This is a genomic window from Stakelama sediminis (genome assembly GCF_014199335.1).
GTDB lineage: Bacteria > Pseudomonadota > Alphaproteobacteria > Sphingomonadales > Sphingomonadaceae > Sphingomonas > Sphingomonas sediminis.
Genome location: NZ_JACIJI010000001.1, coordinates 643,533 through 669,462 on the forward strand (window position 1 = coordinate 643,533; position 25,930 = coordinate 669,462).

Sequence of the window (25,930 nt, forward strand, 5' to 3'; positions counted from 1 at the left end):
TTCGGCGGATAGTGTTTCGCCCAAAGAACAGCGCCTAAAACAAATCCGGCGCGACTTTGAGAGGGGTAACGGGGAACGATGCAACTATTTCGGTTGAAGCCCGTATTGCTGGCGGTCGCACTTTCGATCATGGGGGTCGGCGCCGCCGCAGCACAACCGGCGACACAAACCACACCGGCCGCTTCCGCGGCAGCCACGACAACGGCAACGGCCGCGACTCCGGCCGATCCGACGCTGACGGCGGACGGGCAGGAAATCATCCATGCCACGCCCGGCATCGGTCAGCCGACCGCGCGCGCCGTCGACCTGCAACCGCAGGTGACGCCGACGGGGATCGAAGCGCACGGGTTCAACAACAATATCCTGCTGCCGCTGGCCATCGGCATCTCCGTGCTGGTCTTCGTTCTGCTCGCCGTGGCGATTTTCCGCTTCCGCGCGGGCCGCAACCCGGTGCCGTCCAAGACCTCGCACAATACCGTGCTGGAGGTAGCGTGGACGGTAATCCCGGTGCTGATCCTGGTGTTCATCGCGATCCCGTCGATTCGACTGCTCGCGCATCAATACCGGCCCGCGCCCGACAATGCCGTCACGCTGAAGGCGATCGGCAACCAGTGGTACTGGTCCTACGAATATCCCGATAACGGCGACATTCAGTTCACCTCGAACATCCTGAAGGAAAAGGACGAGGTTCAGCCCGGGCAGCGGTACCGCACCGATGCGGACGGGCCGCGCCTGCTTGCCGTCGACAATCGCGTGGTGCTGCCGGTCGGGGTTCCGATCCGCCTGCTCACCACCTCGACCGACGTGATCCATAGCTGGGCGGTGCCCGCCTTCTGGATCAAGCTCGACGCCATTCCCGGGCGGTTGAACGAAACCAGCTTCACGATTGAAAAGCCGGGCCTGTATTTCGGGCAATGTTCGGAACTGTGCGGCGCACGGCACGGCTTCATGCCGATCGCGGTCGAAGCAGTGCCGCCGGCCGAGTTCGCCCAGTGGGTCCATGCGAAAGGCGGCAAGATGCCGGGCGAGAACGCCCCGCCGCCGCCCGGAGAGAACGACACCGACACGCCGCTTGGCCATGACGGCGTGCTGCCGCCCGCCAAGGACATGACTCAGGGGATCGCCAACGGCAATGCCGATGCGACCGATCAGCCCGCCGTTGGAGCGATTGACTGATGACCGACACCGCCATCACCCCCAGTGCGTTCGAAGCGCACGGCGCGCACGACCATGCGCATGAAGCCGATCACAAACCGGGTTTCTTCGCGCGCTGGTTCATGTCCACCAACCATAAGGACATCGGCACGCTTTATCTGATCTTCGCGATTATCGCGGGGATTATCGGCGGTGCGATTTCAGGGCTGATGCGCGCCGAACTGGCCGAGCCGGGCATCCAGTATCTGCCCTATTGGGCGTCGATGATCCACGGTAAGGAGAACCTCGATCAGGCGCTGCATTTCTGGAACGTGCTGATTACCGCGCACGGCCTGATCATGGTGTTCTTCATGGTGATGCCCGCGATGATCGGCGGGTTCGGCAACTGGTTCGTGCCGATCATGATCGGCGCGCCCGACATGGCGTTCCCGCGGATGAACAATATCAGCTTCTGGCTGACGGTCGCGGGCTTCTGTTCGCTGATGATCTCGCCTTTTGCCGGGCCGGGCGCGGGTACGGGCTGGACGGTCTATGCACCGCTGTCGACCTATGGCGAGCCGGGGATGTCGGTCGACTTCGCGATCTTTGCGCTGCACCTTGCCGGTGCGGCGTCGATCCTGGGTGCGATCAACTTCATCACCACCATCTTCAACATGCGCGCGCCGGGCATGACGCTGCACAAAATGCCGCTGTTCGTGTGGTCGGTGCTGGTCACCGCGTTCCTGTTGCTGCTGGCGCTGCCGGTACTGGCGGCGGCGATCACCATGCTGCTGACCGACCGTAATTTCGGCACGACCTTCTTCGATCCGGCGGGCGGCGGCGATCCGGTGCTGTACCAGCATCTGTTCTGGTTCTTCGGCCATCCGGAAGTGTACATCATGATCCTGCCGGGCTTCGGCATGATCTCCCAGATCATCGCGACGTTCAGCAAGAAGCCGGTATTCGGCTATCTGGGCATGGCATATGCCATGGTCGCGATCGGCGTGGTCGGCTTCGTCGTCTGGGCGCACCATATGTACACCACCGGCCTGCCGGTGAATGTGAAGATGTACTTCACCGCCGCGACGATGGTGATCGCGGTGCCCACCGGCATCAAGATCTTCAGCTGGATCGCGACGATGTGGGGCGGTTCGATCAGTTTCAAGACGCCGATGGTCTGGGCGATCGGGTTCATCTTCATGTTCACGGTCGGCGGCGTGACCGGCGTGGTGCTGGCCAATGGCGGTATCGACGACAATCTGCAGGACACCTATTTCGTCGTCGCCCACTTCCATTATGTACTCAGCCTTGGCGCGGTCTTCTCGCTGTTCGCCGGATTCTATTACTGGTTCCCCAAAATGTCGGGGAAGATGTACAGCGAAGTTCTGGGCCAGCTGCACTTCTGGATCTTCTTCGTCGGCGTGAACGTGCTGTTCTTCCCCATGCATTTCCTGGGCGCGCAGAATATGCCGCGGCGCATCCCCGACTATCCGGACGCCTATTCCTATTGGAACGCCATTGCCACGCACGGTTATGAGATCATGGCGGTGGGGATGATTATTTTCTTCATCAATGTGGTCTGGTCGCTGGCGGCAGGAAAGAAGGCACCGGACAATCCCTGGGGCGAAGGCGCGACGACGCTGGAATGGACGCTGTCCAGCCCGCCGCCCTATCACCAGTTCGAAACGCTGCCGCAGGTGGACTAGTCCAAATGCTCGCACGCGTCCCTTCGCCTTCCTATATCGGGCGGATGGGCCGCGATGCGGGCACCCGGTTGCGGGTGGTGCGCTTCGCGGATAAAGGCCCGCGAAGCCCCGCCACGCCCGGTTCGGGGTTCAGACGATGATGCATGTGAGTACCGCCGACAATCCCCTGACCCTGCCTGCCGAGTGGCGGGATTTCCTGGCGCTGACCAAACCGAAGGTCATGCGGCTGGTGATCTTTACCGCGCTGTGCGGGATGCTGATCGCGCCGGTGCCGATCCATCCGGTGATCGGCTTTACCGCGATCCTGTGCATCGCGCTGGGCGCGGGCGCGTCGGGCGCACTCAACATGTGGTACGAAGCCGATATCGATACCAAGATGCGCCGCACCTGTGACCGCCCCCTGCCCGCCGGGCGGATGGATCGGCAATCGGCACTGCATTTCGGCGTCGGGCTGGCTTGTTTCTCGGTGATTTTGATGGGGCTGGCGGTCAATCTGGTTGCGGCCGCGATCCTGACCGTGTCGATCCTGTTCTATGTGTTCGTCTATACCGCCTGGCTGAAACCCCGCACGCCGCAGAATATCGTCATCGGCGGCGCTGCGGGTGCGTTTCCGCCGATGATCGGCTGGGCGGCGGCAACCGGCAACATCACGCTGATGCCGGTCCTGCTGTTCGCGATCATCTTCCTGTGGACACCGCCGCATTTCTGGGCGCTGTCGCTATGGGTGAAGATGGATTACGCCAATGCGGGCATTCCGATGCTGCCGGTGGTGGCGGGCGAACAGACCACACGGCGGCAGATCGGGCTGTACACTATTCCGATGGCAGCGGCGGCGGTTGCGCCATGGCCGCTTGGCCTGACCGGTGCGATCTATGGCGTGACGGCAGTGGCGATGACGGGTATCTTCGCCGCACTGGCCGCACGGGTGGCGTTGCGCACGCCGATGGCGGAAGACCGGTTGCGCCCGGAAAAGCAGCTTTTCGCCTTTTCGATTATCTATCTCTTCGCGCTGTTCGGCGCGCTGGTGATCGACCATTGGGTGCTGGGATGATCGATCCCGACCGGCAAAAGCTGATCCGTGCCCGGCAAAAGTCCCGCGCGCGCGTCATGGCACTGCTGCTGGGCGCGCTGGTCGTCCTGTTCTTCGCGATTTCGATCGTGAAAATGGCGTCCGGTACGCCGTGACCCGCAACCAGCGCACGGCGGGGCTGTTTGCCGGCATCGCCGTCGCCATGCTTGCGCTGGCCTTTGCTTCCGTCCCGCTCTACCGCGCCTTTTGCCAGGTGACCGGCCTGAACGGCACCGTGCAGCGCGGCGCCGACGCCCCCGGCGCCACGGGACAGAAGGTCGCAGTCGCCTTCGACACCAATATCAGCCCGAAACTGCGCTGGCGGTTCGAACCCGAACAGCGGCGCGAACATATCGATGTCGGCGCGCGCGACATGGTGTTCTTCACCGCGCAGAACCTGACCGACCGGCCGCTGACGGGTACCGCGACGTTCAATGTCACGCCCGCGCGGGTCGGCAAATATTTCAGGAAGATCGAATGTTTCTGCTTCACGCAGCAAACGCTGGCGGCACGGGAAAAAGTGCGCATGCCGGTCATCTTCTATGTCGATCCGCAGCTATACAATGATCCCGACACGAACGACGTACGGGAAATCACGCTTTCCTACACATTTTATCCGGTGGATTCACAAGGCGGCACAAGTTAAACCATAGACAAAGACAAAAGGGGACGAGGATCATCATGGCCGGAGCCAAGAATCACGACTATCATATATTGGCGCCCAGCCCATGGCCCCTGATGGGGTCGATGGGCGCGCTGGTAATGACGTCCGGCGGCGTCATGTGGATGCACAAGGTGGCGTTCGGCACCTCGGTATTCTTCATCGGCCTGTTGCTGGTACTCGCCACCATGTTCTTCTGGTGGGCCGATGTGATCCGCGAGGCGCATCGCGGCGACCATACGCCGGTGGTGCAACTGCATTTCCGCTATGGCATGATCCTGTTCATTGCATCCGAAGTAATGTTCTTCGTCGGCTGGTTCTGGGCGTGGTTCGCCTTTGCGCTGTTCCCGACGCCGTTGCAGATCGTCGACGGCGCACCGCAGATCGCCGCGCTGGAGGCGACATGGCCGCCCAAAGGCCTGATCGTGATGAACCCCTGGGAACTGCCGCTGCTCAACACCTTCATCCTGTTATTGTCGGGCACGACGGTGACGTGGGCGCATCATGCGCTGATCCACGGCCAGCGCGGGGGTGAAAGAAAGGGGATCTGGGGCCTGATCGGCGTCGGCACCAATGACGGGCTGAAAAAGGGCCTGTGGCTGACGATCATACTGGGCCTCTGCTTCAGCTGCATTCAGGCGTATGAATATGCCCATGCGCCCTTCCCGTTCGGTACGTTCAACTATGCCTCGGTCTTCTTCATGGCGACGGGGTTTCACGGACTGCACGTCATTATCGGCACGATCTTCCTGATCGTCTGTTTGATCCGCGCCTATCGCGGCGACTTTACCCCGCGTCAGCATTTCGGGTTCGAGGCAGCCGCCTGGTACTGGCATTTCGTCGATGTCGTCTGGCTGTTCCTGTTCGTCTCCATCTATGTCTGGGGCGGCTGGGGCGCGCCGGTCCACGCCGGCTGATCCGGCCGGGCGGGGATGAGCGAACCGACACCCGCCGCCGTGGCGTTGAAGGGGCTGTGTCCGCGTTGCGGCGCGCACGGCCTTTTCGCCACGACTCTCGGCTTTGCACCGAAATGTCGCGCGTGCGGCCTTGATTTTTCGGCCTTCAATGTCGGTGACGGTCCTGCGGCGTTTCTGATCCTGATCTGGGGGGCGCTGATCTGTATTGGCGCCATTACGGTCGAACTGGTGTTCAGCCCGCCGATCTGGGTGCATATGCTGCTATGGATTCCGCTGACGCTGATCGGCGTGGTCGCGTCACTGCGCATGGCCAAGGCGCTGCTGCTCGCGCTCGAATATCGCAACGCCGCGCGCGAAGGACGGATCGCCCCGCCCGACGCATGAAACGTATCCCGATCTTTTCGACGATCACCGTATTGCTGGCGGTGGGGCTGATGATCGGTCTGGGCGTCTGGCAGATTCAGCGCCTGCACTGGAAAGAGGCACTGCTGGCGCGCTACGCCGCCAATGAGCATAAATCCCCCATCCCCTTTCCGCAGGGGCCGGACCAGAGCACGCTCTTCCGCCCCGCCTATGCGACCTGCGCCAAAGCGGATAACTTCCGCCTTGAAGGTGCGGGCAATGCGGGGTTCCGCATGCTTGCCGATTGCCGACGCGCACGGGGCGGCGCAATGACGGTACAGCTCGGCACCTCGCACGATCCGCAGGCTAAGACGCACTGGCCCGGCGGCACGGTAGAAGGATTTATCAGCCATGCGCCCACCCATCGCTTTCTGATCGAAACGATGCTCCACCCGCAGCCGCAGCCCCTGCTGCTGGTCGTCAGGACGCCGCCGCCGGGGCTGAACGCCAATCCCGGTCCCGACCTGAGTTCGGTGCCCAACAATCATCTGTCCTATGCGGTGCAGTGGTTCCTGTTCGCCACGATTGCGCTCGTCATCTATGCGCTGGCGCTGCGGCGGCGCTGGCGAATGCCGGACGGGCCGAAGCGTTCCTGACAAAAGGGAACTGCGGAAAACCGGGCTTGCCGCCCGCTTCCCCCGCCGCTAACGCGTTCGGCACTATGCGCTATGTGAGTACCAGGGGGAATGCGCCCGTCCTCGATTTCGAGGGCGCGACGCTGGCGGGGCTGGCGGCCGATGGCGGCCTGTACGTGCCCGAACAATGGCCGCACTTTACCGCCGAGGAAATCGCGGAAATGGCGGGGCTGTCCTATGTCGAAACCGCGGTGCGGGTGATGGCGCCGTTTGTCGGCGACAGCCTGGACCGCGACACGCTCACCCGGTTGTGCGAACAGGCCTATGCCGGGCGGTTCGCGCATGACGCGGTGACGCCGCTGGTGCAACTCGACCACCAGCACTGGCTGCTGGAACTGTTCCACGGGCCGACACTGGCGTTCAAGGATGTGGCGCTGCAATTGCTGGGCCTGTTGTTCGAAACCTTCCTGCAACATCGCGACGAGCATCTGACGATTATCGGCGCGACCAGCGGCGACACCGGATCGGCGGCTATCGACGCGGTGGCGGGGCGTGAAGGGATTGACATCTTCATGCTGCATCCGCGCGGCCGGGTGTCGGATGTGCAGCGGCGCCAGATGACCACGGTGCTGTCGCCCAATGTCCACAACATCGCGATCGACGGCAATTTCGATCAGGCACAGGCGCTGGTGAAAGCGATGTTCAACGATCCCGGCTTTTCCGGGCGCTTCACCCTGTCGGCGGTCAATTCGATCAACTGGGCGCGGCTGATGGCGCAGATCGTTTATTATTTCTACGCCGCCGTCCGGCTGGGCGCGCCCGAATGCCCGGTCGCCTTTTCCGTGCCGACCGGCAATTTCGGCGATGTGTTCGCAGGCTATGTCGCAGCAAAGATGGGGCTGCCGGTCGCGAAGCTGATCGTCGCCACCAACATCAACGACATTCTGCACCGCGCGCTGACCAGCGGCGATTATTCCGCGGGAGAGGTGACGCCGACGGCCGCCCCGTCAATGGATATTCAGGTCAGTTCGAACTTCGAACGCCTGTTGTTCGACCTGAACGGGCGTGACGGCGCGGCACTGGCCGAGCAGATGCAGACGTTCGAGACAACTCGGGCAATCCGGCTGACCAACGCCCAGCGCGAAGGCGCGGCGAAGCTGTTCACCAGCGCCCGGATCGACCCCGACGATATGGCGCTGGCGATGCGCCGGACCTGGGAACGGTCGGGCGAACTGGTCGATCCGCATACCGCCATCGGTCTGGCGGCGGCGCGGTCGGTCGATCTCGATCCCGCAATTCCCGTGGTGACGCTGGCGACCGCGCATCCGGCGAAGTTCCGCGATGCGGTCGAACGCTCCACCGGCACCCGCCCGATCCTGCCGTCGCGCATCGGCGATCTGTTCGAGCGCGAAGAGAAGTATGACGTGGTTCATGCGACCTTCGACGATGTGACCGCGCATATCGCCGAGCTCGCCACGCCAAAGGCATGAAACTCGTCCAGCTTATCGGCGAGCCCTGGGGCGATTACGGCCTGATCGACAGCGGGCACGGGCGCAAGCTGGAGCGTTACGGCACCTATCGCTTCATTCGCCCGGAACCGCAGGCCATGTGGGCGCCCGCACAGCCCGTATGGGACGCGCATGGCGAATTCGTCCCCGCATCCGATGCCGATGGCGGCGGGCGCTGGCATTTCGACAAGCCGGTGCCGGAGGAGGGCTGGCCGCTGGCATGGGATGCGGTGCGGTTCACCGCGCAGACCACACCGTTTCGCCATCTGGGATTTTTCCCCGACATGGCCCCGGTATGGGAATGGATGCGCGCGCAGGTCGCCGATCTCGACGCGCCGCAGGTGATGAACCTGTTCGGCTATACCGGTGTCGGCACGCTGGCGATGGCGGCGACGGGCGCGCAGATGGTGCATGTCGATGCCTCCAAGAAATCGGTCGAGGCCGCGCGCGGCAACGCTGCGCTTTCCGGCATGACCGACGCGCCGATCCGCTGGCTGGTCGAGGATGCGGCGAAATTCACCGCGCGGGAGGTGCGGCGCGGGCGGCGCTATGACGGTATCCTGATGGACCCGCCCAAATATGGCCGCGGCCCCAATGGCGAGGTGTGGAAACTGGAAGAGGCGCTGCCCGGCCTGATCGACGATGCGGTCAGGCTGCTCGACGGCGAATCACGCTTCCTGTTCCTGACCGTCTATGCCGTGCGGATGTCGGCGCTTGCCATCGGCGAGTTGCTGGCACAGGCCACCGCATCGCTGGGGGGGACGGTGGAAGCGGGCGAGCTGGGCGTGCGCGAGGAAGCGCGCGGACTGACGCTGCCGACCGCCATCTTCGCACGCTGGTCCAGATAAACCGCCTTCAAGCCGTTCAGGGTTGCTGCCCCTGTCTCGGCAGGTCGATTTTCACGGCATGGGTCGGGACCGGCAGCGCGAGAATCGTGATGCCGCAGACAAGGCCGAACACCGCCCAGACATAGCGCTTGGCACGAAAATCCGAAATACCGCGCACGATGCAGAAGACGCTGACGGCCGCTGCGGCAATCGCCCAAAGCTGTGGCATGACCACCCGCCTTTCGCCTATTGGAAGCTTCGGGGTGCCTGCGACACCACCACGGTCGAACCGTTGCGGATTTCCTGCACCTCCAGCGCGCGCTGTGCAACGCCGCCGCGATCGAAGCGGAACGCGCCGTCCAGCCCGACAAAGCCGTCCTTGCTGTAGAGCATCGTTTCCGGGAACGGTGCGCCGAACTTCCATTCGCGCGCCAGCCGAACGGTCAGCAGCACCGAATCATAGGCGATGGTCGAAAGGCGGTACGGTGCCTTGCCGAAACGCGCATGATATTTGCGCGCATACTGGCGATAAAGGCCGTCGGAAACGCTGGCGAACCAGGCGCCGTTCAGTGCGGTGTTCGAGCCGACCGACGAATCGGTGTTCCACAATTCGGTGCCGAGAATACGGGCGCTCGCACTCGCGCCCTGCCGGATCACGGGTGCTGCCAGCACCGCGACATCGGCGCTGTCGGCAACCAGAATCGCCTGATAGGGCGAGGTATCGGGAATGCGATTGATCGCCGAAGCAATCGATTCGCGCGACCGGTCATAGGGCTGGATCGAAACCACCTGCCCCTTGTCGGCGCGCACCGCACGCAGCAGCGCATCGGAGGCACGGTCGCCATACAGGCCGCGCGGAACGATGGCGGCGAACTGCGTAATCCCGGTCTGGGTCGCGTAATCGACGACACGCCGGATCGATTGCTGCGGCGTATAACCCATGATGAAGGTGCCGTTGCCCGCCACGCGCACATCGTTGGAATAGCTGAGCACCGGGACATGCGCGGCACTGGCGATCGGTGCCACGGCCTCTGCATTTTTCGACAGGAGCGGGCCGAGGATCAGGCCGTTGCCGTCCGCAATCGCCTTGCGCGCGGCGCTGGTGGCCCCCTGCGCGGTGTCATAGGTGGTGATTCGCACCGATGTGGCCTTGGTATCGAGCAGCGCGAGCTGGGTCGCATTGGCGAGGCTTTGCCCCACCCCGGCATTGGTTCCCGACAGCGGCACCAGCAGCGCGACGCGATGGCGGTCATGATCCTGCGGAATGCCCGGTTCGACCGGTACGGGTTTTGTCGGCTTCGGCGGCGGCGGTGGCGGCGGGGTGGAACCGCGCGGAATCAGCGTCGAACATCCGCTCAACACCATCGCGCCGGCCACTGCCAGAGCCTGCAGGACGCGTTTGCCCCGTTGCGGTTTCACTACAGCCTCTGCCATGACAATCCCCTATGCACGCTGAACCTACTCCCGGTCTCTATATCGTCGCCACGCCGATCGGCAATCTCGGTGATCTTTCCCCACGTGCCAGTGCGTTGCTGGCGCGGGCCGATGTGATCGCCGTCGAGGACAGCCGCGTTACCGCCGGTCTGCTCCGCCATATCGGTGTGAAGCGCCCAATGACACCCTATCATGACCATAATGCGGAACGGGTGCGGCCTGCATTAATCTCCCGCATGGCGCATGAAATTGTCGTGCTGGTGTCGGATGCGGGCACACCGCTGATCTCCGACCCCGGTTACAAGCTGGTGCGCGACGCGCGTGCGGCGGGCCATGCGGTGACGACGATTCCCGGCCCGTGCGCCGCAATCGCCGCGCTGACGCTGGCGGGATTGCCGACCGACCGGTTTTTCTTTCTGGGCTTCCTGCCCGCAAAAGCGCAGGCGCGCGCGCAGGCGATTGCGGAGGTCGCCACGATTCGCGCAACGCTGGTCCTCTATGAATCGGGGCCACGACTGGCGGCGACGCTGGGCGCGCTTGCCGAGGGGCTGGGCGAACGCGAAGCGGCGGTCACACGTGAAATCACCAAGAAGTTCGAGGAATGCGTGACCGGCACGCTGGCAACGCTTGCCGAACGCTATGCCGATGCACCGCCCAAAGGCGAGATCGTGATCGTTGTCGGACCGCCCGGCGAAGCGCCGCCCGCGACTCAGGCCGATGCCGATGCCGCGCTGACCGAGGCGCTGACCCGCCTGCCCGCCTCCAAGGCCGCAGGCGAAGTCGCCCGCGCGCTGGGCCTCGACCGCAAGGCGCTCTACGCCCGCGCACTCGAACTCAAGCAATGACAGTGCGGCGGCAGACGGCGGAACGGCGCGGACGACAGGGAGAGAATATTGCCGCATGGTTCCTGCGGCTGAAAGGCTGGCGCATCCTCGCCAAACGCGTGCGCACCCCGGCGGGGGAGGTCGATCTGGTGGCGAAGAAACGCGGGCTGGTTGCTTTTGTCGAGGTGAAGACCCGCACGACGCAACGCGCCCTCGACCTTGCCATCGACGAGCGGCGACTGGCGCGTGTGGCGGCGGCGGCGGAAATCCTGACCCCGCGCTATGCCCCGAACGGAGAGGATGTGCGGATCGACGTGATCCTGATCGCGCGGGGAATGCCGCCGCGCCATATCGAGAATGCGTGGATCGGGTGACAAGCGCAGGGATCGTCCCTACTTCTCCGCTCAAGTCGTCATGCCGATGAAAGTCGGCATCTCTTGCCGCATGAGACACCAGCTTTCGCTGGGGTGACGGAAAAGGAGACCATAATGCCGCTTACCGTCGCCGTTCAGATGGACCCGCTCGACAGCATCAACATCGCGGGCGATTCGTCCTTTGCGCTGATGCTGTCGGCACAGGCACGCGGGCACCGGTTGTTCTATTATCCGCCGGAAGCGCTCAACTATGCCGATGGCCGCGTCTGGGCAAAGGCATGGCCGGTCAGCGTGCAGCGCGTGAAAGGCGACCATTTCACGCTGGGCGAGCCGCAAAGCCTCGATCTGGGCGAAGAGGCCGATGTCGTGCTGATGCGGCAGGACCCGCCCTTCGACCTCGGCTATATCACCGCCACCCACCTGCTGGAGCGGATTGCCGACCGGACACTGGTGGTCAACGATCCGGCCAGCGTGCGCAATGCACCCGAAAAGGTCTTCGTCCTCGACTATGCGCGCTTCATGCCGCCGACGCTGATTACCCGCAGCTATGAAGAGGCAAAGGCGTTTCTGGCCAAGCACGGCTCGATCGTGGTCAAGCCGCTGCACGGCAATGGCGGCAAGGCGATTTTCAAGATCGATGCGGACGGACAGAATCTCTCTTCGCTGATGGAAGTGTTCAACACCGCCTGGCGCGAGCCGCATATGGTGCAGGCCTTCCTTCCCGACATTGCGCAGGGCGACAAGCGGATCGTGCTGGTGGACGGCGCAGTGGCGGGCGCGATCAACCGCCTGCCGGGCAAGGGGGAGATTCGTTCCAACCTCGCGGTCGGCGGATCGGCGGAAAAGACGGAACTGACCGAAACCGAACGCGAAATCTGTGCCGCACTCGGCCCGGAACTGAAACGGCGCGGGCTGATCTTTGTCGGCATCGACGTGATCGGCGGCAAGTGGCTGACGGAAATCAACGTCACCTCCCCCACCGGGATCGTCGCCATCGACAATTTCGACGGCACCGATACCGCAGGCATGATCTGGGACGCAATCGAGCGGCGTGTGGCCGAACAATCGGGCGGCTGACCGCATGGCGATGAACCCTTAACCCCGTCTGGACGTTCGATTTTCATGGGACACTGGATCGTCGGACTGATCGCCGCAGGCGGATATTGGGGTATCGCGCTGCTGATGGCGCTGGAAAATATCATCCCGCCCATCCCTTCCGAACTGATCATGGGGCTGGGTGGCATTGCGGCATCGCGCGGGCATATGGATCTGGTGCTGCTGACCATCGCGGGCACCGTCGGTACCGTGGTCGGCAACTGTTTCTGGTACTGGGTCGGGCGCAAGGTCGGCTATAAGCGCCTGAAACCCTTTATCGACCGCTGGGGCCGGTGGCTGACGGTCGACTGGTGCGATGTCGAGCGCGCCTATCGCTTTTTCCGCAAACATGGCGGCTGGATGGTCTTCGTCTGCCGCTTTCTGCCGACATTCCGCACGATGATCTCCCTGCCCGCCGGGCTGGTGGCGATGCCGTTCTGGCGCTTTGTGGTGTGGACCGCGGCGGGAAGCGCGATCTGGAACGCATTCCTCGTCTGGGCCGGGTACACGCTGGGCAGGCAGTTCACCGAAATCGACAAGGTGGTCGGCCCGGTCACCATCGCTTCGATCGCACTGATCGTGCTGTGGTATCTCTATCGCATTTTCACCTGGAAACCGACCGCGCAACAGGCATGACGATCAGGCACGCGGATGGGCGTTGCGATAAATGTCGAGCAGGTGCGCTGCATCGACCTGCGTATAGATTTGCGTCGACGACAGGCTGGCATGGCCCAGCAGTTCCTGCAACGCGCGCAGGTCCGCCCCGCGCCCCAGCAGATGGGTGGCGAAACTGTGGCGCAGCGCGTGTGGCGTGGTGCGATCCGACAGCCCCAGCCGCACCCGCGCCGCACGCACCGAACGCCGGATGACGGCGGCCGACAGCGGCCCGCCCTTCGCTCCGCGAAACAGCACCTCGTTGCGCGCAACCCCATATGGCGTCAGCGCGACATAGCGTTCCACCGCCGCGCGCACCGGCGGGAGGATCGGGACGATGCGCGTCTTGCTGCGCTTGCCCGTCACCGCAATCGTATCGCCGATGGGCAGGATCGCACCGGTCAGCCCCATCGCCTCCCCGATGCGCAGACCCGCGCCATAGAGCAGCAGCAGCACCGCCCAGTCACGCGCGCCGATCCACGGTTCGCCAGCCTCGTCCGCCACCTCCTCGGCGAGCGCGACCGCCTCATCCGGCGCAATCGGGCGCGGCACACCCTTTTTCACGCGCGGCCCTTTCAGGCGCGGTGCCTCTTCCCCTGTGACGAAGCGCACAAAGCCGCGCACCGCCGACAATTCGCGTGCAGCCGAGGCATTGGTGAGGTTGGCCGCCGCCCGGCGATGCGCCAGAAACGCGCGCAAATCCGCCGCCGTCAGCGTCGCCAGCGCGGCACGGTCCGCCACCTTTCCCCAATGGCCCTGCAAAAACGCGATCAGCCGCTCCGCCGTCGCCTGATAGGCGCGCACCGTATGCACCGACCGCCGCCGGTCACGGGCAAGATGCTGCGCATAGAGCGGCGGCAGGGCAGGTTCGGACATGGTGCGATCCTACGCCGTGGAAGCACGGTCGGGCAATGTCCGGGTGAGATCGGTGGCGGTCAATCAAACTGCGTCATGCTGAACCAAGTTCAGCATCCATAGACGCTGAGCTAACGCAGTACGCGCGGGCCCGGGCCGGTGGCACCCCAGATATCATCGGCATTGTAGAGCGCACATTTCTTCAGACTAAGGCATCCGCAGCCGATGCACCCGTCCAGATCTTCGCGAACCTTTTCAAGTCGAGCGATTTCGGCGTCGATGCGTGTGCGGATCGTTCCGCTGATCCGTTCCCAGTCGCGGGCATCGGGCGTGCGACCATGCGGCAGGCGTGCCATCGCCTCCGAAATCTCGCTCAAGCTGAGGCCAAGGCGCTGGGCAATGAGGATGAAGCTCAGGCGCCGGATATCGGCACGCAGGAAGCGGCGCTGGTTTCCACGCGTGCGAAGCGCCTCGATCAACCCCTTCTCTTCATAGAATCGGATCGCCGACACGCTCAGTCCGGTGCGTCGGGCCAGTTCGCCGATGGTCAGAAGGTCGCCCGCTTTCATCGGTCGATCTCGTAGCAAAATTCATCCTTGACCTCAAGTTAACTTGAGATTGCACACTCACACCATCTTTGATTCGCAGGAGATAATCATGCCCACGGCTCGCCTGGAACACGTCAACATATCGGTCACGGATGCCGATCGCACCGCCACACTGCTGGAAAAACTCACCGGCTGGCACCGGCGCTGGGAAGGCCCGGCGATGAACGGTGGCCATACCATCCACCTCGGTAATGAGACCGGCTATCTCGCAATCTATTCCAATCCGTCCGTGTCCGGCGGTTTCGTGAAGGGCGTGCCGATGAATCATATCGGCATTGCCGTAGAGGATCTGGACGCTGCCGAGGCCCTGATCGTTGCCGAAGGTCTGAAGCCGTTCAGTCATAGCCAGTATGAGCCTGGCCCACGCAGTTTCTATTTTTTCGACAGGGACGGTATCGAGTTCGAGGTAGTCAGCTATGAATGAGATTATCCTCAGCGGACCGATGCACGCTAACCCGCAATTCTTTCGAGAATCCAATCAGCGCGGGCCGATACCGTATCGCGGGGCAGGTATATCGGGTCATACCCCGCGTCGAGATAGGCCTGCCGGACGCGGTCATAATCGGACAGCGCTTTTTCCAGACTGTGACGACGGTCATCGTCGTTGACGTAAATTTCGGGCCATGGCGGGGCGAAGAACAACAGGTCATAGCGATAGCGGGCGATCTCCGCTGCCGGAAATTCGCCTCGTGTTGCCCCGATCGCAACGGCGGCATCGACAATACCGCGATCGAAGAAGGTCAGTCCTGACGCGGCGTCGTGATCGGCGATCGACATTGCCAGCGCGCGCTTCGCAAACGCGGCGGCATCGACCCATGGGAATGCCGCGCCGTCGCCATCGCGTTCTTCGGCGATGATCCGTCGTCCCGGCTCCGCCACAACATGGTACCCGCGCCGCTTCAGCTCGGACAGCAGAGTCGATTTACCGCCGCCCGAGCATCCCGAAATCATGACGAAGCGGGGCGCCTCGCCCACGCTTACCCGATGGTCTGGCCGGTCTTTTTCCAGTCGGCGAGGAAGCTTTCCAGCCCCTTGTCGGTCAGCGGGTGGTTGAACAGCTGCTTGATGACCTTGGGCGGGGCGGTCATCACGTCGCCGCCGATCTTCGCGGCCTGCAGCACGTGCAGCGGATGGCGGATGCTGGCGACCAGAATTTCGGTGTCGTAATCGTAATTGTCATAGATCAGCCGGATATCGGCGATCAGGTCCATGCCGTCCTGCCCGATATCGTCCAGCCGCCCGACGAACGGCGAAATAAAGGTCGCCCCCGCCTTTGCCGCGAGCAGCGCCTGATTGGCGGAGAAGCACAGCGTGACATTGACCATCGTGCCGTCTTCGGTCAGCGCCTTGCAGGTTTTCAGGCCGTCGATAGTCAGCGGCACCTTGATCGTGACATTGTCGGCGATCTTGCGCAGCACTTCGGCCTCTTTCATCATGCCTTCATGGTCGAGCGCGACCACTTCGGCCGACACCGGGCCGGGCACGATCGAACAGATTTCCTTCACCACGTCGAGGAATTCGCGGCCCGATTTCTGCACCAGCGAGGGGTTGGTAGTGACGCCGTCCACCAGTCCGGTATCCGCCAGTTCGCGGATTTCCTTGGTATCGGCGGTATCGACAAAGAATTTCATGGACCTGTCCTCTTCTGCTTAGGCGGGGCGTACACGCAATCAACGAAGCCCCACGCGAATCGTTCACGCCGCTATAGCCTGCCCGCACGCGGATGACAGCCCGATTGATGGTAGCGCAATCATTCGCGATTTGCAGTTGATGCCGGCCGGGGTTTCGTTTCTTCCGCCAAAGCCCGATATAGACAGGCGATGCCTTCCTCCCGTGTCCGTTGTCTGGTCCTCAATTCCGCGCTCGGCCCGCTCGATTACCGGGTGCCGCACGGCATGACGGTGGAACCGGGGTCGATCGTCGTCGCCCCGCTGGGACCGCGTCAGTTGCTCGCGGTGGTGTGGGAGGCGGACCGGCTTCCCGCCGAGGAAGTGAGCGACAACCGGCTGCGCAACCTGCTGGGCGTGATGGACGCGCCGCCGATCCCTGCGCCGCTGCGACGGCTGATCGAATGGACGTCGGATTATTATCTCGCCGCGCCCGCCGCGGTGCTGCGCATGGCGCTTGCCTCCACCTCCGCGCTGGAGGGGAGCAAGACCACCACCGAATATCGCCCGACCGGCGTGCTGCCCGACCGGATGACGCCGCAGCGCGAACAGGCGCTGGAACGGATCGGCGAACGGCAGGGCCTGATCCGCGAACTCGCCGCTGCCGCCGACGTGTCGGACGGGGTGATTCGCGGGCTGGTCAAAACCGGTGCGATCGAGGCCGTAGAGGTCGATCTCGACAGCCCCTTCCCCGTCCCCCGCGCCGATTTCGCACCGCCCGACCTGTCCGGCGATCAGCAACGCGTGTCGGACGAACTGCGCGCGGCGGTCGATGCGCACAAATTCCAGCCCTTCCTGCTCGACGGCGTCACCGGGTCGGGCAAGACGGAAGTGTATTTCGAAGCCGTCGCGGAAGCCATTGCGGCGGGGCGACAAACGCTGGTGCTGCTCCCCGAAATCGCGCTGACCGAGCCGTTCCTCAAACGCTTCGCCGCGCGTTTCGGCTGTGAACCGATCGCCTGGCATTCGGGAATGCGTCAATCGCAGCGCCGCCGCGCATGGCGCGCGATTGCCACCGGGGAGGCGCGGGTGACGGTGGGCGCGCGATCGGCGCTGTTCCTGCCCTATCCCGATCTCGGCCTGATCGTCGTCGATGAGGCGCATGAAACCAGTTTCAAGCAGGAGGAAGGCGTCCATTATCACGCCCGCGACGTGGCGGTGATGCGCGGCCTGTTCGAACAATGCCCGGTGGTGCTGGCCTCTGCCACCCCGGCGATCGAGACGCGCCATCAGGTCGATCTGGGCCGTTATCGCGAATTGAAGCTGCCGGGGCGGTACGGCGTGGCGCAGCTTCCGGCGATCGAGGCCATCGACCTGATCGAGACACCGCCCGAGCGCGGCCGCTGGATCGCGCCGAAACTGGTCAAAGCCATTGAAGAAACGCTGGAACGTAAAGAGCAGGTGCTGCTGTTCCTCAACCGGCGCGGCTATGCGCCGCTGACGCTGTGCCGCCATTGCGGGCACCGCTTCCAGTGCCCCAACTGCACCGCCTGGATGGTCGAGCACCGACTGCTCAACCGCCTCGCCTGTCACCATTGCGGGCATAATATGCCGACGCCCAAGGCGTGTCCTGAATGCCATGAGGAGGACATGCTGGTTGCCTGTGGCCCCGGTGTCGAGCGCATCGCCGATGAGGCCGCGATGCTGTGGCCCGATGCGCGCATCGCCATCGTCACCTCCGACACGCTCTGGTCGCCCGCCAAGGCGGCTGAATTCGTACACCGCATGGAGGCGGGCGATATCGACATCGTCGTCGGCACACAGCTCGTGACCAAGGGCTATCACTTTCCCGAACTGACGCTGGTGGGCGTGATCGATGCCGATCTGGGGCTGGAAGGCGGCGACCTGCGCGCATCGGAAAAGACGTTTCAGCAGATCATGCAGGTGGCAGGACGCGCCGGACGCGGAGAAAAGCCCGGCACCGTGCTGATCCAGACGCACAGCCCCCGCGCACCGGTGCTGCAGGCGCTGGTGAAGGGCGATGCCGACAGCTTCTATGCCGCCGAAACAGAGGCGCGGCAGGACGCCGACGCCCCGCCCTTCGGACGCTATGCCGCGATCATCGTGTCGTCGGAGGACAAGGAAACCGCCGAAGCAATCGCGCGGCGCATCGGCCGTACCGCGCCGGAAGTGGAGGGGATGATGGTGTTCGGCCCCGCGCCCGCGCCGCTCGCCATGCTGCGCGGACGTCACCGCTTCCGCCTGCTCGTCCATGCGCGCCGCACGCTCGACGTGCAGGACGTGATCCGCGACTGGCTGGGCGGACTGGAATGGCCGTCCAAGGTCCGCGTCGCCGTCGATATCGATCCCTACAGCTTCGTTTGACCCCTTGAAACGCCGCGGCGGATGCCGGAAAAGCGCGCACAGGGGGCGGAGGAACCGATAGGGCTATGACATTGATCCGATGGACGGGCGGACTGCTGGCGGTGCTGGCGGCGATGATTCTGACAGGCCCGGCCCATGCCGACGACATTTCCGCCGCTGCGCGCGGGGTGGTGCGGGTCGTGCTGTCCGCCTCGATCAACGGCGAATCGCTGGGCAGCGCGCATGGCAGCGGCTTTGCGATCGGCCCCAACACCATCGTCACCAACGCGCATGTCGTCGAACTGGCGAAGAAATTCCCCTCGATCGTCACCATCAATATCGTGCCGAGCGAAGGCAGCGACCATTATCAGGGCGAACTGGTCACGCTGGACGAGGATCGCGATCTGGCGCTCATCCATTTCGACGGCCCGCCGCTGCCGCCACTGACGCTGTTCAGCCGCCCGGTGCCCGACGGCACCGCGCTGGTGTCGCTGGGCTATCCCGCCAATGTCGATCAGGCGACGGGCACCACGCCCACCGATATGCTCGACCCCATGGCGCCGGTGCGTTCGACCGGCGTCTTGTCGAGCCATCGCAGCCAGCGCGGCATCGACGGTATCGAACACACCGCCCAGATTGCACGCGGCAATTCGGGCGGCCCGCTGCTCGACGATTGCGGTCGGGTGATCGCGGTCAATCGCGCGGTGACGACCGGGCAGGACGGCGACGGCAGCTTCGTGCTGGCGGTGGCCGAGGATGAACTGGCGGCATTCCTGAAATCCGCAAACCAGCCGTTCAACGCCGTATCCTGGCCCTGTGTCAGCATGGCCGACTATCAGGCGCAAACACAACAGCAGGCGCAACAGCAAAGCGATGCGCAGCAACAGGCGGTACGCGACCGCGAGCTACAGGTGCAGCGTGCGCATGATTCGGCGGTGGAAGCGGCGCAGCAAGCCAATGAAAATACCCGCGACAATTTCATGGCGGGGGCGGCATTGCTGCTGGTGCTGGGTGCGCTGGCGGTCGGGGGCGGCGGTCTGCTGCTGTCGCGTGACTGCAAGCGTCCGGCGATCTGGACGGCATCGGGCGGTGCGTTACTGATGGTCGGGGCGATATCGCTGTTCCTGTTCCGCCCCGACTTCGACCCCAATTCAATCACCCTGCCCGATCAGGGAAGCGACAGCACCACCCCGCAACCCGCCACCGGTGCGATGGTGTGCAAGCTGGATCCCGACCGCAGCCGGATCACCGTGTCCGACGGCAGGGATGTTGCCTTTGACTGGAATGCGAACGGCTGCGCGGGGAAAGCGCAATATGTCGAAACGCGCGGAAGCTGGGAGCATGTGACCGTACCCGCCAATGCGCAGACGGCGACCCTGTCCAGCTATGACCCGGTGACGCGCACGCTGACCCGCAACCTGTATTTCGAAAGCGACGACCAGATGGCGCAGTTGCGCAAGATGGAGCCGGACAAGAAGCTGAAGCTGTGTTCCGCCAATGAAGCGGTGCTGGCCGAGCTTGCGTCACGCCAGTCGAGCCTGCGCTCGCTGCTGCCCGCTCAGCCGGACGAACGGCTGGTCTATCACTGCGCGCCGAAATCAACGAAGTAGAACCAACAGGGGGCCTCAACCATGAAACGCATTCTTGCAGGTGCCGCCGCGCTGCTGCTGATCGGTGCAGCACCGGAACCGGCGCCGACACCCGTCAGCATTCCGGTGACGGTCGCACCCGATCTGGGCCATGCCCTGTCGGGGCGGTTGCTGGTCTTTGCCAAGAAGGTCACGCCGGGAGAAAAACCGGCGGACAGCGTCGACACCTCCGCCTTCAACCCCACGCAAACGGCGGTGGCGGCGCGCGAAGTCCGCGATCTCGACCCCGGCCGTCCCGCCATTATCGGTGCGGAGACCGACAGCTATCCCACCCCCTTTTCGGACCTGCCGCCCGGCACCTATCGGGTGCAGGCGGTGCTCGACCGCAATCACAGCTATGCCTATAACGGGCGCGGCCCCGGCGATCTGCTGTCGAAGGTGGTGGAGGTGCAACTGCCCGGCCCGGTGCCCACCATCACGCTGGACCATAACGTCCCCGCAACCAGCCTCGACACGCTGCTCGCACGCGCGCCGAAAGCAGAACGCACCGAAATCGAGAACGGTTTGCGTGCGCTGAAACCCATCAATTTTCAAAGCCCGGTGATGACCCGCTTCTGGGGACGGCCGACCGTCATTCGCGGCTGGGTGGCGCTGCCGCCAGGCTATGCCGGGGGCAAAGGCACCTATCCCACCGTCTATACCGATGGCGGGTTCACCAGCACGCTGCGCTCCGCACGGCTGAACGCCGCGACGATGCGCGCGATGATGGTACAGAAGAAAATCCCGCCGATGATCTGGGTGGTGCTGGATCATCACATCGCCACGGGCACGCATGAATTTGCCGATTCGGCCAATAACGGCCCCTGGGGCGAGGCGCTGACCACCGAACTGATCCCCGCGCTCGAAAAACAGTATCGCATGGATGCGCGGCCCTCCGGCCGGTTTCTGACCGGGCATAGTTCGGGCGGCTGGTCGGCATTGTGGTTGCAGGTCTCCTATCCCAAAATCTTCGGCGGCACCTGGCCGACCGCGCCCGATCCCAGCGATTTCCACGATTTCACCAATGTCGACCTGTATGCCGCCAACGGCAATTTCTATCATGATGCGGTGGGCAAGGCGCTGCCGCTGATCCGCGACAAGGGCAAGGTGATCGCGACGGTCAAACAGTTCGCGCAACTGGAACGCGTACTGGGTGCCTATGGCGGGCAGTTCGCCAGTTTCGAATGGGTGTTCTCCCCCAAATGCCCCGATGGCCGCCCCTGCCCCGTCTTCAACCGGGCAACCGGCGCGATCGACCCGAAGGTCGCGCGCTACTGGATCGACCATTATGACATCGCCCATATGCTGCAGCGTGACTGGCCGAAAATCGGCCCCGACCTGAAGGGCAAGATCCACCTGATCGTCGGCACCGCGGATACCTTCTATCTCGACGGTCCCGCGCATCGGTTGCAGGCGGTGCTCAACAAGCTGGGCGATCCGGTGCAGTTCCGCTTCATCCCCGGCCGCACGCATTTCGACCTCTACCGGATCGGCAAGGACCGCAGCGGCCTGAAAGAAGAAATCGCGCGCGAAATGTACGCCGTGGCCCGTCCGAACGCGAAACCGAATTAATCGGCGCAATATCCATCAAATAAGCGTATCGTCCCTTCGACCCGCCCGGTGCGGTCCATCAAGGGAGAAGGGATGATACGTATCCTGCTGATCCTGGCGACGATGCCGTTGCTTTCCGGCTGCATGGCCTATGGGCGCACCAACCGTCCCTCTCCCCCTTCGGAAAACGGTGTTTTCTCCACCGATCCGCAATCGGGCAAAGTAGGAGAATGGACGCGTAAACAGCGCTATTGCGAGGTGGGCGAGCGCAAAAAACAGCGTCGATGCGTGATGCGCTATCCCGGCGACGGCGGCTGATCCATGCGCCTTATGCGATGGACAGCACACGCTTAACGCGGCATGGGCAGCCGGATCATGGCACCGCGATTTCAGTTCGACATTCACGCCACCGACGGCAAGGCACGCACCGGCACGATCAGCATGCGGCGCGGCGATATCCGCACGCCCGCCTTCATGCCGGTCGGCACCGCCGCCACCGTCAAGGCGATGAAGCCCGGTGATGTCCGTGCCGCCGGGGCCGACATCATTCTGGGCAACACCTATCACCTGATGCTGCGTCCCACCGCCGAACGCGTGGCCCGGCTGGGCGGACTGCACGCCTTCATGGGCTGGGACCGGCCGATCCTGACCGATTCGGGCGGCTATCAGGTGATGAGCCTGTCCGAACTGGCGAAGGTGACGGAGGAGGGCGTCGCGTTCAAAAGCCATCTCGACGGGTCGCATCATATGATGAGCCCCGAACGCTCGATGGAAATCCAGCGGCTGCTCGGCTCCGACATCGTCATGGCGTTCGACGAACTGGTCCCCACCGACACCACGCGCGATGTGCAGGCGGCAGCGATGGAACGCTCGATGCGCTGGGCGAAGCGCAGCCGCGACGGGTTCGATTCAGGCAGCGACCATGCCGAACATGCCGCGCTGTTCGGGATTCAGCAGGGTGCGCTGGACGAGGAATTGCGGCAGCAGTCGGCACAGGCGCTGACCGACATCGGCTTCGACGGCTATGCCATCGGCGGGCTGGCCGTGGGCGAAGGACAGGAAGCGATGTTCGGCGTGCTCGACTATGCACCGGGCCAGCTTCCCGCCCACCGGCCCCGCTATCTGATGGGGGTGGGCAAGCCCGACGATATCGTCGGTGCGGTCGAACGCGGCGTCGACATGTTCGATTGCGTGCTGCCCACCCGGTCGGGACGCACCGGACAGGCGTTTACGCGCCTCGGCCCGATCAACATCCGCAATGCGCGCTTTGCCGAGGATACCGGCCCGCTCGACCCCGAATGCGGCTGTCCGGTCTGTGCGACCTGGAGCCGCGCCTATCTGCATCATCTGGTACGCGCGGGCGAAATTCTGGGTGCGATGCTGATGACCGAACACAATATCTGGTTCTACCAGCAACTGATGGCGGACCTGCGCGCAGCCATCGCAAATACGCAACTATCCGACTTCGCAAATGCCTTTCGCGCACGCTATGCTTCGGGCGGAAAGGATCGCTGACGCCATCCGGGCGTTGGCTGGTGGAAGGGAGATCGATTATGGCGGACGATACCGCACCGGAAAACGAGATTACCGCGACCGCGCGCAGCGCCAACCATTGCCGCGAAGCCGCCGAGGCGACCACGCCGGAACCGGCGCATCGCAACAAGATGCGGTTTTCGACGCTTGGGCTGGGCATCGGCTCGGCCGCGCTGGCGGGCGCCGCGCTCTATTCGATGCGATCGCGACGCAAATAACGCACGGCTTTCGATGCCGCGGCTCCCCCGCTAAGACGGTGCGATGACAAGCAAACGCAGCGGCGGCCGCATTCTGGTCGACAATCTGGTCGCGCAAGGGTGCGACCGCATTTTCCACGTTCCCGGCGAGAGCTTTCTGGCCGTCCTCGACGCGCTCCACGACACGCCCGAAATCGATCTCGTCACCTGTCGTCAGGAAGGCGGTGCGGCGTTCATGGCATGTGCCGACGGCGCGCTGACCGGGCGGCCGGGCGTGTGTTTCGTCACCCGCGGTCCGGGCGCCACCAACGGCTCGATCGGCGTGCATGTGGCAATGCAGGATTCGATCCCGATGCTGTATTTCATCGGCGATGTCGATCGTTCGATGCGCGACCGGGAAGGGTTTCAGGAGGTCGATTTCGCCGCGATGTTCGGCCCGCTCGCCAAGCTGGCGCTGCGCATCGATGACGCGCGGCGTATCCCCGAATATGTCGCGCGGGCATGGAATGTCGCGATCAGCGGCCGCCCCGGCCCGGTGGTGATCGCACTGCCCGAGGATATGCTGTGCGATGTGGCGGAGGCGACGGACCGGCCGAAGCTCGAACCGCATTCCGCCGCGCTCGACCCGGCCGACTTTACCGATCTTGCCGACATGCTGCGCACTGCCGAACGGCCGGTCGCGATTATCGGCGGGGCGGGCTGGGACATTGCCACCGGCGCTGCGTTCGGCGATTTCGCCCGTCGCTGGGGCATCCCCGTGGCCGGTGCGTTCCGGCGACAGGACGCAGTGCCCAACGCCCTGCCGGTCTGGGCGGGCAATCTGGGATACGGCCCCAATCCGAAGCTGGTGGAGAGGATCAAAGCCGCCGACCTGATCCTGACGCTGGGCGCGCGGCTGGGAGAAGCGACCACCGACGGCTATACGCTGATCACGCCCGATCATCCGGGGCAGGTGCTGATCCATGTCCACCCGGATGCCAACGAACTGAACCGCGTCTATCGCGCCGATATGGCGATACCGGCCGATGTGTTCGATTTCGCCGCCATGCTCACCGGGCTGGATGCGCCCGAGCAGCCGCACCCCGGCGGTGCGGAGGCCCATGCCGAGTGGCGCGAATGGTCGACTCCGCGCGCGCGTGAGGGCGTGACACTGGACCTTGGCCCGTGCGTCGCGGCGATGCGCGAGCGGCTGTCGGCGGATGACACGATCCTCTGCAACGGCGCGGGCAATTATTCCGGCTGGTGGCACCGCTACTGGCACTATGGCGCCTATGGGACGCAGCTTGCGCCGACCGCTGGTGCGATGGGCTATGGCGTTCCTGCCGCCGTGGCCGCGGCGCTGCGCAAGCCCGAAAAAACGGTAGTTGCGGTTGCAGGCGACGGCGATTTCCTGATGAACGGGCAGGAACTGGCCACCGCCGTACAACATGGCGCGAACCTGCTCGTCATCCTGATCGACAACGGCGGATACGGCACCATCCGCATGCATCAGGAGCGCGAATATCCAGCCCGCCTGTCGGGCACGCAGTTGCACAATCCCGATTTCGCCGCATTGGCGCGCGCCTTTGGCGGCTGGGCGGAAACGGTGGAACGGACAGACGCATTTGCGCCTGCGCTCGACCGCGCGCTGGCGCAGACGGGCCTGCGCCTGTTGCATTGCAAGACCGATATTGAGGTGATTACCGCCGCGACGACGATTGAGGCTATCCGCAATCGCGGTCGGAACGGAACCTCAGTGCAGGATCCACAACAGGAATAGCGCGACGACCGCCAGCCCGCCCAGAAAGGCCACAGCCTGCCAGCGTCGGTTCCAGCCTTCAGGACGTGGCAGCGGCACGGGAATATCGGCGCGCTGACGAATCAGGTCGGGACCGGAATAGCGCCCCTGCCCCGGCAAGCCGCCAGTAATGCCGGAAAGCAGATTGCCCTCTGGATCGCCCTGAATCGCGGATTGGGGCATGGCCAGCGAAAGATACGGCAACTGCTGGGCATTTGCCGCTCCGGACTGGTTTTGCGGCGGCGCAGCGGATGCGAGCGACGTGCGACCGGCCGTGGCGAGGGTCGACTTTGGCGTCTTAGCAAATTGCCCGGTCAAGGCCGCGTCCACCATCGCCTGCGATTTGGACGGTGTTTTCGAATCGGTACGGGAGGACGCCACCTTAGTCTGTACCAGCCCGGTCAGCACGCGTTGCAACGCTTCCGTCGTCGCGGCGTCGGCCTGTCCCGCCCTCAGCGCCTGAGTGAGGCTGCTGCCTTCCTTTGCCACAGGCGGATTGCTGCGGCCCGGTTCCAGCGCCCGCGCCACGGAATCACGCGCACCCGCCTTTACCAGAGCAGCACGCTGTTCCGGCGTCAGGGTCCGGGTGCGAAAGCGTATGTCCATTCATGACTCCGGCGCGGCATTGCG

General features: G+C 64.1%; 29 protein-coding genes. 22 read left to right on the forward strand and 7 right to left on the reverse strand.

Annotated features, from left to right (window positions below; all coding sequences use genetic code 11):
- Positions 1-78: 78 nt before the first annotated feature.
- The 10 genes from coxB to FHR23_RS03335 all read left to right on the forward strand — a co-directional run bounded on the left by coxB (position 79) and on the right by FHR23_RS03335 (position 8,820).
- On the forward strand, positions 79-1,176 hold the full coding sequence (gene coxB / locus FHR23_RS03290) for a cytochrome c oxidase subunit II (protein ID WP_184001475.1): 1,098 nt from the start codon (positions 79-81) through the stop codon (positions 1,174-1,176).
- A complete protein-coding gene (gene ctaD, locus FHR23_RS03295; protein ID WP_184001476.1) occupies positions 1,176-2,840 on the forward strand; it encodes a cytochrome c oxidase subunit I in 1,665 nt (554 codons plus the stop codon). The genes coxB and ctaD overlap by 1 nt, the downstream gene beginning before the upstream one ends.
- A gap of 136 nt (positions 2,841-2,976) precedes the next feature.
- Entirely contained in the window at positions 2,977-3,891 is a 915-nt protein-coding gene (locus tag FHR23_RS03300) for a heme o synthase (RefSeq protein ID WP_184001477.1), read from the forward strand.
- Complete coding sequence (locus tag FHR23_RS03305) at positions 3,888-4,025, forward strand: hypothetical protein (RefSeq protein WP_184001478.1); 138 nt, start codon at positions 3,888-3,890, stop codon at positions 4,023-4,025. The genes FHR23_RS03300 and FHR23_RS03305 overlap by 4 nt, the downstream gene beginning before the upstream one ends.
- Entirely contained in the window at positions 4,022-4,555 is a 534-nt protein-coding gene (locus FHR23_RS03310; RefSeq protein WP_184001479.1) for a cytochrome c oxidase assembly protein, read from the forward strand. Before FHR23_RS03305 ends, FHR23_RS03310 begins: the two co-directional genes overlap by 4 nt.
- A 35-nt stretch (positions 4,556-4,590) precedes the next feature.
- Entirely contained in the window at positions 4,591-5,487 is an 897-nt protein-coding gene (locus tag FHR23_RS03315) for a cytochrome c oxidase subunit 3 (protein ID WP_184001480.1), read from the forward strand.
- A 15-nt stretch (positions 5,488-5,502) separates the two neighbouring features.
- Positions 5,503-5,871 carry a DUF983 domain-containing protein gene (locus FHR23_RS03320; protein ID WP_184001481.1) on the forward strand — a complete coding sequence of 123 codons (369 nt, stop codon included), beginning with the start codon at positions 5,503-5,505 and terminating at the stop codon, positions 5,869-5,871.
- Entirely contained in the window at positions 5,868-6,485 is a 618-nt protein-coding gene (locus tag FHR23_RS03325) for an SURF1 family protein (RefSeq protein ID WP_184001482.1), read from the forward strand. The genes FHR23_RS03320 and FHR23_RS03325 overlap by 4 nt, the downstream gene beginning before the upstream one ends.
- Positions 6,486-6,550: 65 nt before the next feature.
- Entirely contained in the window at positions 6,551-7,954 is a 1,404-nt protein-coding gene (thrC, locus tag FHR23_RS03330; protein ID WP_184001483.1) for a threonine synthase, read from the forward strand.
- Positions 7,951-8,820: a class I SAM-dependent methyltransferase gene (locus tag FHR23_RS03335; RefSeq protein ID WP_184001484.1), complete on the forward strand. Its 870-nt coding sequence runs from the start codon at positions 7,951-7,953 to the stop codon at positions 8,818-8,820. The genes thrC and FHR23_RS03335 overlap by 4 nt, the downstream gene beginning before the upstream one ends.
- A 16-nt stretch (positions 8,821-8,836) precedes the next feature.
- Here the strand turns inward: FHR23_RS03335 and FHR23_RS03340 are convergent, their stop codons facing one another.
- Together FHR23_RS03340 and FHR23_RS03345 are read right to left on the reverse strand one after the other, a co-directional pair.
- Complete coding sequence (locus FHR23_RS03340; protein ID WP_184001485.1) at positions 8,837-9,028, reverse strand: hypothetical protein; 192 nt, start codon at positions 9,026-9,028, stop codon at positions 8,837-8,839.
- Between the two features lie 17 nt (positions 9,029-9,045).
- Positions 9,046-10,233, reverse strand: coding sequence for a penicillin-binding protein activator (locus FHR23_RS03345; RefSeq protein WP_184001486.1), 1,188 nt, complete (start codon positions 10,231-10,233; stop codon positions 9,046-9,048).
- An 11-nt stretch (positions 10,234-10,244) separates the two neighbouring features.
- On the opposite strand from FHR23_RS03345, the gene rsmI reads away from it, so the two are divergent.
- From rsmI to FHR23_RS03365, 4 genes are all read left to right on the forward strand, one after another.
- Positions 10,245-11,078, forward strand: a complete 834-nt coding sequence (rsmI, locus tag FHR23_RS03350) for a 16S rRNA (cytidine(1402)-2'-O)-methyltransferase (protein WP_184001487.1) — start codon at positions 10,245-10,247, stop codon at positions 11,076-11,078.
- A 2-nt stretch (positions 11,079-11,080) separates the two neighbouring features.
- A complete protein-coding gene (locus FHR23_RS03355; protein ID WP_184001488.1) occupies positions 11,081-11,431 on the forward strand; it encodes a YraN family protein in 351 nt (116 codons plus the stop codon).
- A 114-nt stretch (positions 11,432-11,545) separates the two neighbouring features.
- Entirely contained in the window at positions 11,546-12,508 is a 963-nt protein-coding gene (gene gshB, locus FHR23_RS03360; RefSeq protein ID WP_184001489.1) for a glutathione synthase, read from the forward strand.
- A 45-nt stretch (positions 12,509-12,553) separates the two neighbouring features.
- Complete coding sequence (locus FHR23_RS03365) at positions 12,554-13,162, forward strand: DedA family protein (protein ID WP_184001490.1); 609 nt, start codon at positions 12,554-12,556, stop codon at positions 13,160-13,162.
- A gap of 3 nt (positions 13,163-13,165) precedes the next feature.
- Here the strand turns inward: FHR23_RS03365 and FHR23_RS03370 are convergent, their stop codons facing one another.
- Positions 13,166-14,056, reverse strand: coding sequence for a tyrosine recombinase XerC (locus tag FHR23_RS03370; RefSeq protein WP_184001491.1), 891 nt, complete (start codon positions 14,054-14,056; stop codon positions 13,166-13,168).
- A gap of 110 nt (positions 14,057-14,166) precedes the next feature.
- Positions 14,167-14,604 carry a redox-sensitive transcriptional activator SoxR gene (soxR, locus tag FHR23_RS03375; RefSeq protein ID WP_184001492.1) on the reverse strand — a complete coding sequence of 146 codons (438 nt, stop codon included), beginning with the start codon at positions 14,602-14,604 and terminating at the stop codon, positions 14,167-14,169.
- Between the two features lie 88 nt (positions 14,605-14,692).
- On the opposite strand from soxR, the gene FHR23_RS03380 reads away from it, so the two are divergent.
- Positions 14,693-15,067 (forward strand): VOC family protein, encoded by a 375-nt coding sequence (locus tag FHR23_RS03380; protein WP_184001493.1) that lies wholly within the window; start codon positions 14,693-14,695, stop codon positions 15,065-15,067.
- 26 nt (positions 15,068-15,093) lie between these two features.
- Here FHR23_RS03380 and FHR23_RS03385 read toward each other — a convergent pair whose 3' ends face one another.
- Together FHR23_RS03385 and fsa are read right to left on the reverse strand one after the other, a co-directional pair.
- The gene (locus tag FHR23_RS03385; protein ID WP_343042965.1) at positions 15,094-15,618 is read right to left on the reverse strand and encodes an AAA family ATPase; all 525 of its coding nucleotides are present in this window, start codon (positions 15,616-15,618) and stop codon (positions 15,094-15,096) included.
- Positions 15,619-15,620: 2 nt separating this feature from the next.
- Positions 15,621-16,274 (reverse strand): fructose-6-phosphate aldolase, encoded by a 654-nt coding sequence (gene fsa, locus FHR23_RS03390; protein ID WP_184001494.1) that lies wholly within the window; start codon positions 16,272-16,274, stop codon positions 15,621-15,623.
- A 189-nt stretch (positions 16,275-16,463) separates the two neighbouring features.
- Between fsa and FHR23_RS03395 the strand changes: the two genes are divergently transcribed.
- The 7 genes from FHR23_RS03395 to FHR23_RS03425 all read left to right on the forward strand — a co-directional run bounded on the left by FHR23_RS03395 (position 16,464) and on the right by FHR23_RS03425 (position 25,282).
- Complete coding sequence (locus FHR23_RS03395; protein WP_184001495.1) at positions 16,464-18,635, forward strand: primosomal protein N'; 2,172 nt, start codon at positions 16,464-16,466, stop codon at positions 18,633-18,635.
- 65 nt (positions 18,636-18,700) lie between these two features.
- Positions 18,701-20,224 carry a trypsin-like peptidase domain-containing protein gene (locus tag FHR23_RS03400; protein ID WP_184001496.1) on the forward strand — a complete coding sequence of 508 codons (1,524 nt, stop codon included), beginning with the start codon at positions 18,701-18,703 and terminating at the stop codon, positions 20,222-20,224.
- Positions 20,225-20,245: 21 nt separating this feature from the next.
- On the forward strand, positions 20,246-21,814 hold the full coding sequence (locus FHR23_RS03405; protein ID WP_184001497.1) for an alpha/beta hydrolase: 1,569 nt from the start codon (positions 20,246-20,248) through the stop codon (positions 21,812-21,814).
- Between the two features lie 72 nt (positions 21,815-21,886).
- Entirely contained in the window at positions 21,887-22,111 is a 225-nt protein-coding gene (locus FHR23_RS03410) for a hypothetical protein (RefSeq protein WP_184001498.1), read from the forward strand.
- Positions 22,112-22,168: 57 nt separating this feature from the next.
- On the forward strand, positions 22,169-23,308 hold the full coding sequence (gene tgt, locus FHR23_RS03415) for a tRNA guanosine(34) transglycosylase Tgt (protein ID WP_184001499.1): 1,140 nt from the start codon (positions 22,169-22,171) through the stop codon (positions 23,306-23,308).
- Between the two features lie 38 nt (positions 23,309-23,346).
- Positions 23,347-23,544 carry a hypothetical protein gene (locus tag FHR23_RS03420; RefSeq protein WP_184001500.1) on the forward strand — a complete coding sequence of 66 codons (198 nt, stop codon included), beginning with the start codon at positions 23,347-23,349 and terminating at the stop codon, positions 23,542-23,544.
- 43 nt (positions 23,545-23,587) lie between these two features.
- The gene (locus FHR23_RS03425; protein ID WP_184001501.1) at positions 23,588-25,282 is read left to right on the forward strand and encodes a thiamine pyrophosphate-binding protein; all 1,695 of its coding nucleotides are present in this window, start codon (positions 23,588-23,590) and stop codon (positions 25,280-25,282) included.
- On the opposite strand, the gene FHR23_RS03430 is transcribed toward FHR23_RS03425, so the two are convergent.
- The gene (locus tag FHR23_RS03430; RefSeq protein WP_184001502.1) at positions 25,256-25,906 is read right to left on the reverse strand and encodes a hypothetical protein; all 651 of its coding nucleotides are present in this window, start codon (positions 25,904-25,906) and stop codon (positions 25,256-25,258) included. The two genes, FHR23_RS03425 and FHR23_RS03430, sit on opposite strands and share 27 nt — an antisense overlap.
- Between the last annotated feature and the right edge of the window lie 24 nt (positions 25,907-25,930).

What these genes read in the sequence shown, in the direction of transcription:
- gshB (WP_184001489.1), top strand. Translation starts at nt 11,546, where the DNA reads ATGCCGCTTACCGTCGCCGTTCAGATGGACCCGCTCGACAGCATCAAC.
- FHR23_RS03395 (WP_184001495.1), top strand. Translation starts at nt 16,464, where the DNA reads ATGCCTTCCTCCCGTGTCCGTTGTCTGGTCCTCAATTCCGCGCTCGGC.
- FHR23_RS03305 (WP_184001478.1), top strand. Translation starts at nt 3,888, where the DNA reads ATGATCGATCCCGACCGGCAAAAGCTGATCCGTGCCCGGCAAAAGTCC.
- FHR23_RS03410 (WP_184001498.1), top strand. Translation starts at nt 21,887, where the DNA reads ATGATACGTATCCTGCTGATCCTGGCGACGATGCCGTTGCTTTCCGGC.
- FHR23_RS03315 (WP_184001480.1), top strand. Translation starts at nt 4,591, where the DNA reads ATGGCCGGAGCCAAGAATCACGACTATCATATATTGGCGCCCAGCCCA.
- FHR23_RS03365 (WP_184001490.1), top strand. Translation starts at nt 12,554, where the DNA reads ATGGGACACTGGATCGTCGGACTGATCGCCGCAGGCGGATATTGGGGT.
- ctaD (WP_184001476.1), top strand. Translation starts at nt 1,176, where the DNA reads ATGACCGACACCGCCATCACCCCCAGTGCGTTCGAAGCGCACGGCGCG.
- thrC (WP_184001483.1), top strand. Translation starts at nt 6,551, where the DNA reads ATGCGCTATGTGAGTACCAGGGGGAATGCGCCCGTCCTCGATTTCGAG.
- FHR23_RS03320 (WP_184001481.1), top strand. Translation starts at nt 5,503, where the DNA reads ATGAGCGAACCGACACCCGCCGCCGTGGCGTTGAAGGGGCTGTGTCCG.
- FHR23_RS03370 (WP_184001491.1), bottom strand. Translation starts at nt 14,056, where the DNA reads ATGTCCGAACCTGCCCTGCCGCCGCTCTATGCGCAGCATCTTGCCCGT.
- FHR23_RS03425 (WP_184001501.1), top strand. Translation starts at nt 23,588, where the DNA reads ATGACAAGCAAACGCAGCGGCGGCCGCATTCTGGTCGACAATCTGGTC.
- FHR23_RS03405 (WP_184001497.1), top strand. Translation starts at nt 20,246, where the DNA reads ATGAAACGCATTCTTGCAGGTGCCGCCGCGCTGCTGCTGATCGGTGCA.
- FHR23_RS03380 (WP_184001493.1), top strand. Translation starts at nt 14,693, where the DNA reads ATGCCCACGGCTCGCCTGGAACACGTCAACATATCGGTCACGGATGCC.
- FHR23_RS03300 (WP_184001477.1), top strand. Translation starts at nt 2,977, where the DNA reads ATGATGCATGTGAGTACCGCCGACAATCCCCTGACCCTGCCTGCCGAG.
- rsmI (WP_184001487.1), top strand. Translation starts at nt 10,245, where the DNA reads ATGCACGCTGAACCTACTCCCGGTCTCTATATCGTCGCCACGCCGATC.
- FHR23_RS03325 (WP_184001482.1), top strand. Translation starts at nt 5,868, where the DNA reads ATGAAACGTATCCCGATCTTTTCGACGATCACCGTATTGCTGGCGGTG.
- tgt (WP_184001499.1), top strand. Translation starts at nt 22,169, where the DNA reads ATGGCACCGCGATTTCAGTTCGACATTCACGCCACCGACGGCAAGGCA.
- soxR (WP_184001492.1), bottom strand. Translation starts at nt 14,604, where the DNA reads ATGAAAGCGGGCGACCTTCTGACCATCGGCGAACTGGCCCGACGCACC.
- FHR23_RS03430 (WP_184001502.1), bottom strand. Translation starts at nt 25,906, where the DNA reads ATGGACATACGCTTTCGCACCCGGACCCTGACGCCGGAACAGCGTGCT.
- coxB (WP_184001475.1), top strand. Translation starts at nt 79, where the DNA reads ATGCAACTATTTCGGTTGAAGCCCGTATTGCTGGCGGTCGCACTTTCG.
- FHR23_RS03345 (WP_184001486.1), bottom strand. Translation starts at nt 10,233, where the DNA reads ATGGCAGAGGCTGTAGTGAAACCGCAACGGGGCAAACGCGTCCTGCAG.
- fsa (WP_184001494.1), bottom strand. Translation starts at nt 16,274, where the DNA reads ATGAAATTCTTTGTCGATACCGCCGATACCAAGGAAATCCGCGAACTG.
- FHR23_RS03335 (WP_184001484.1), top strand. Translation starts at nt 7,951, where the DNA reads ATGAAACTCGTCCAGCTTATCGGCGAGCCCTGGGGCGATTACGGCCTG.
- FHR23_RS03340 (WP_184001485.1), bottom strand. Translation starts at nt 9,028, where the DNA reads ATGCCACAGCTTTGGGCGATTGCCGCAGCGGCCGTCAGCGTCTTCTGC.
- FHR23_RS03420 (WP_184001500.1), top strand. Translation starts at nt 23,347, where the DNA reads ATGGCGGACGATACCGCACCGGAAAACGAGATTACCGCGACCGCGCGC.
- FHR23_RS03400 (WP_184001496.1), top strand. Translation starts at nt 18,701, where the DNA reads ATGACATTGATCCGATGGACGGGCGGACTGCTGGCGGTGCTGGCGGCG.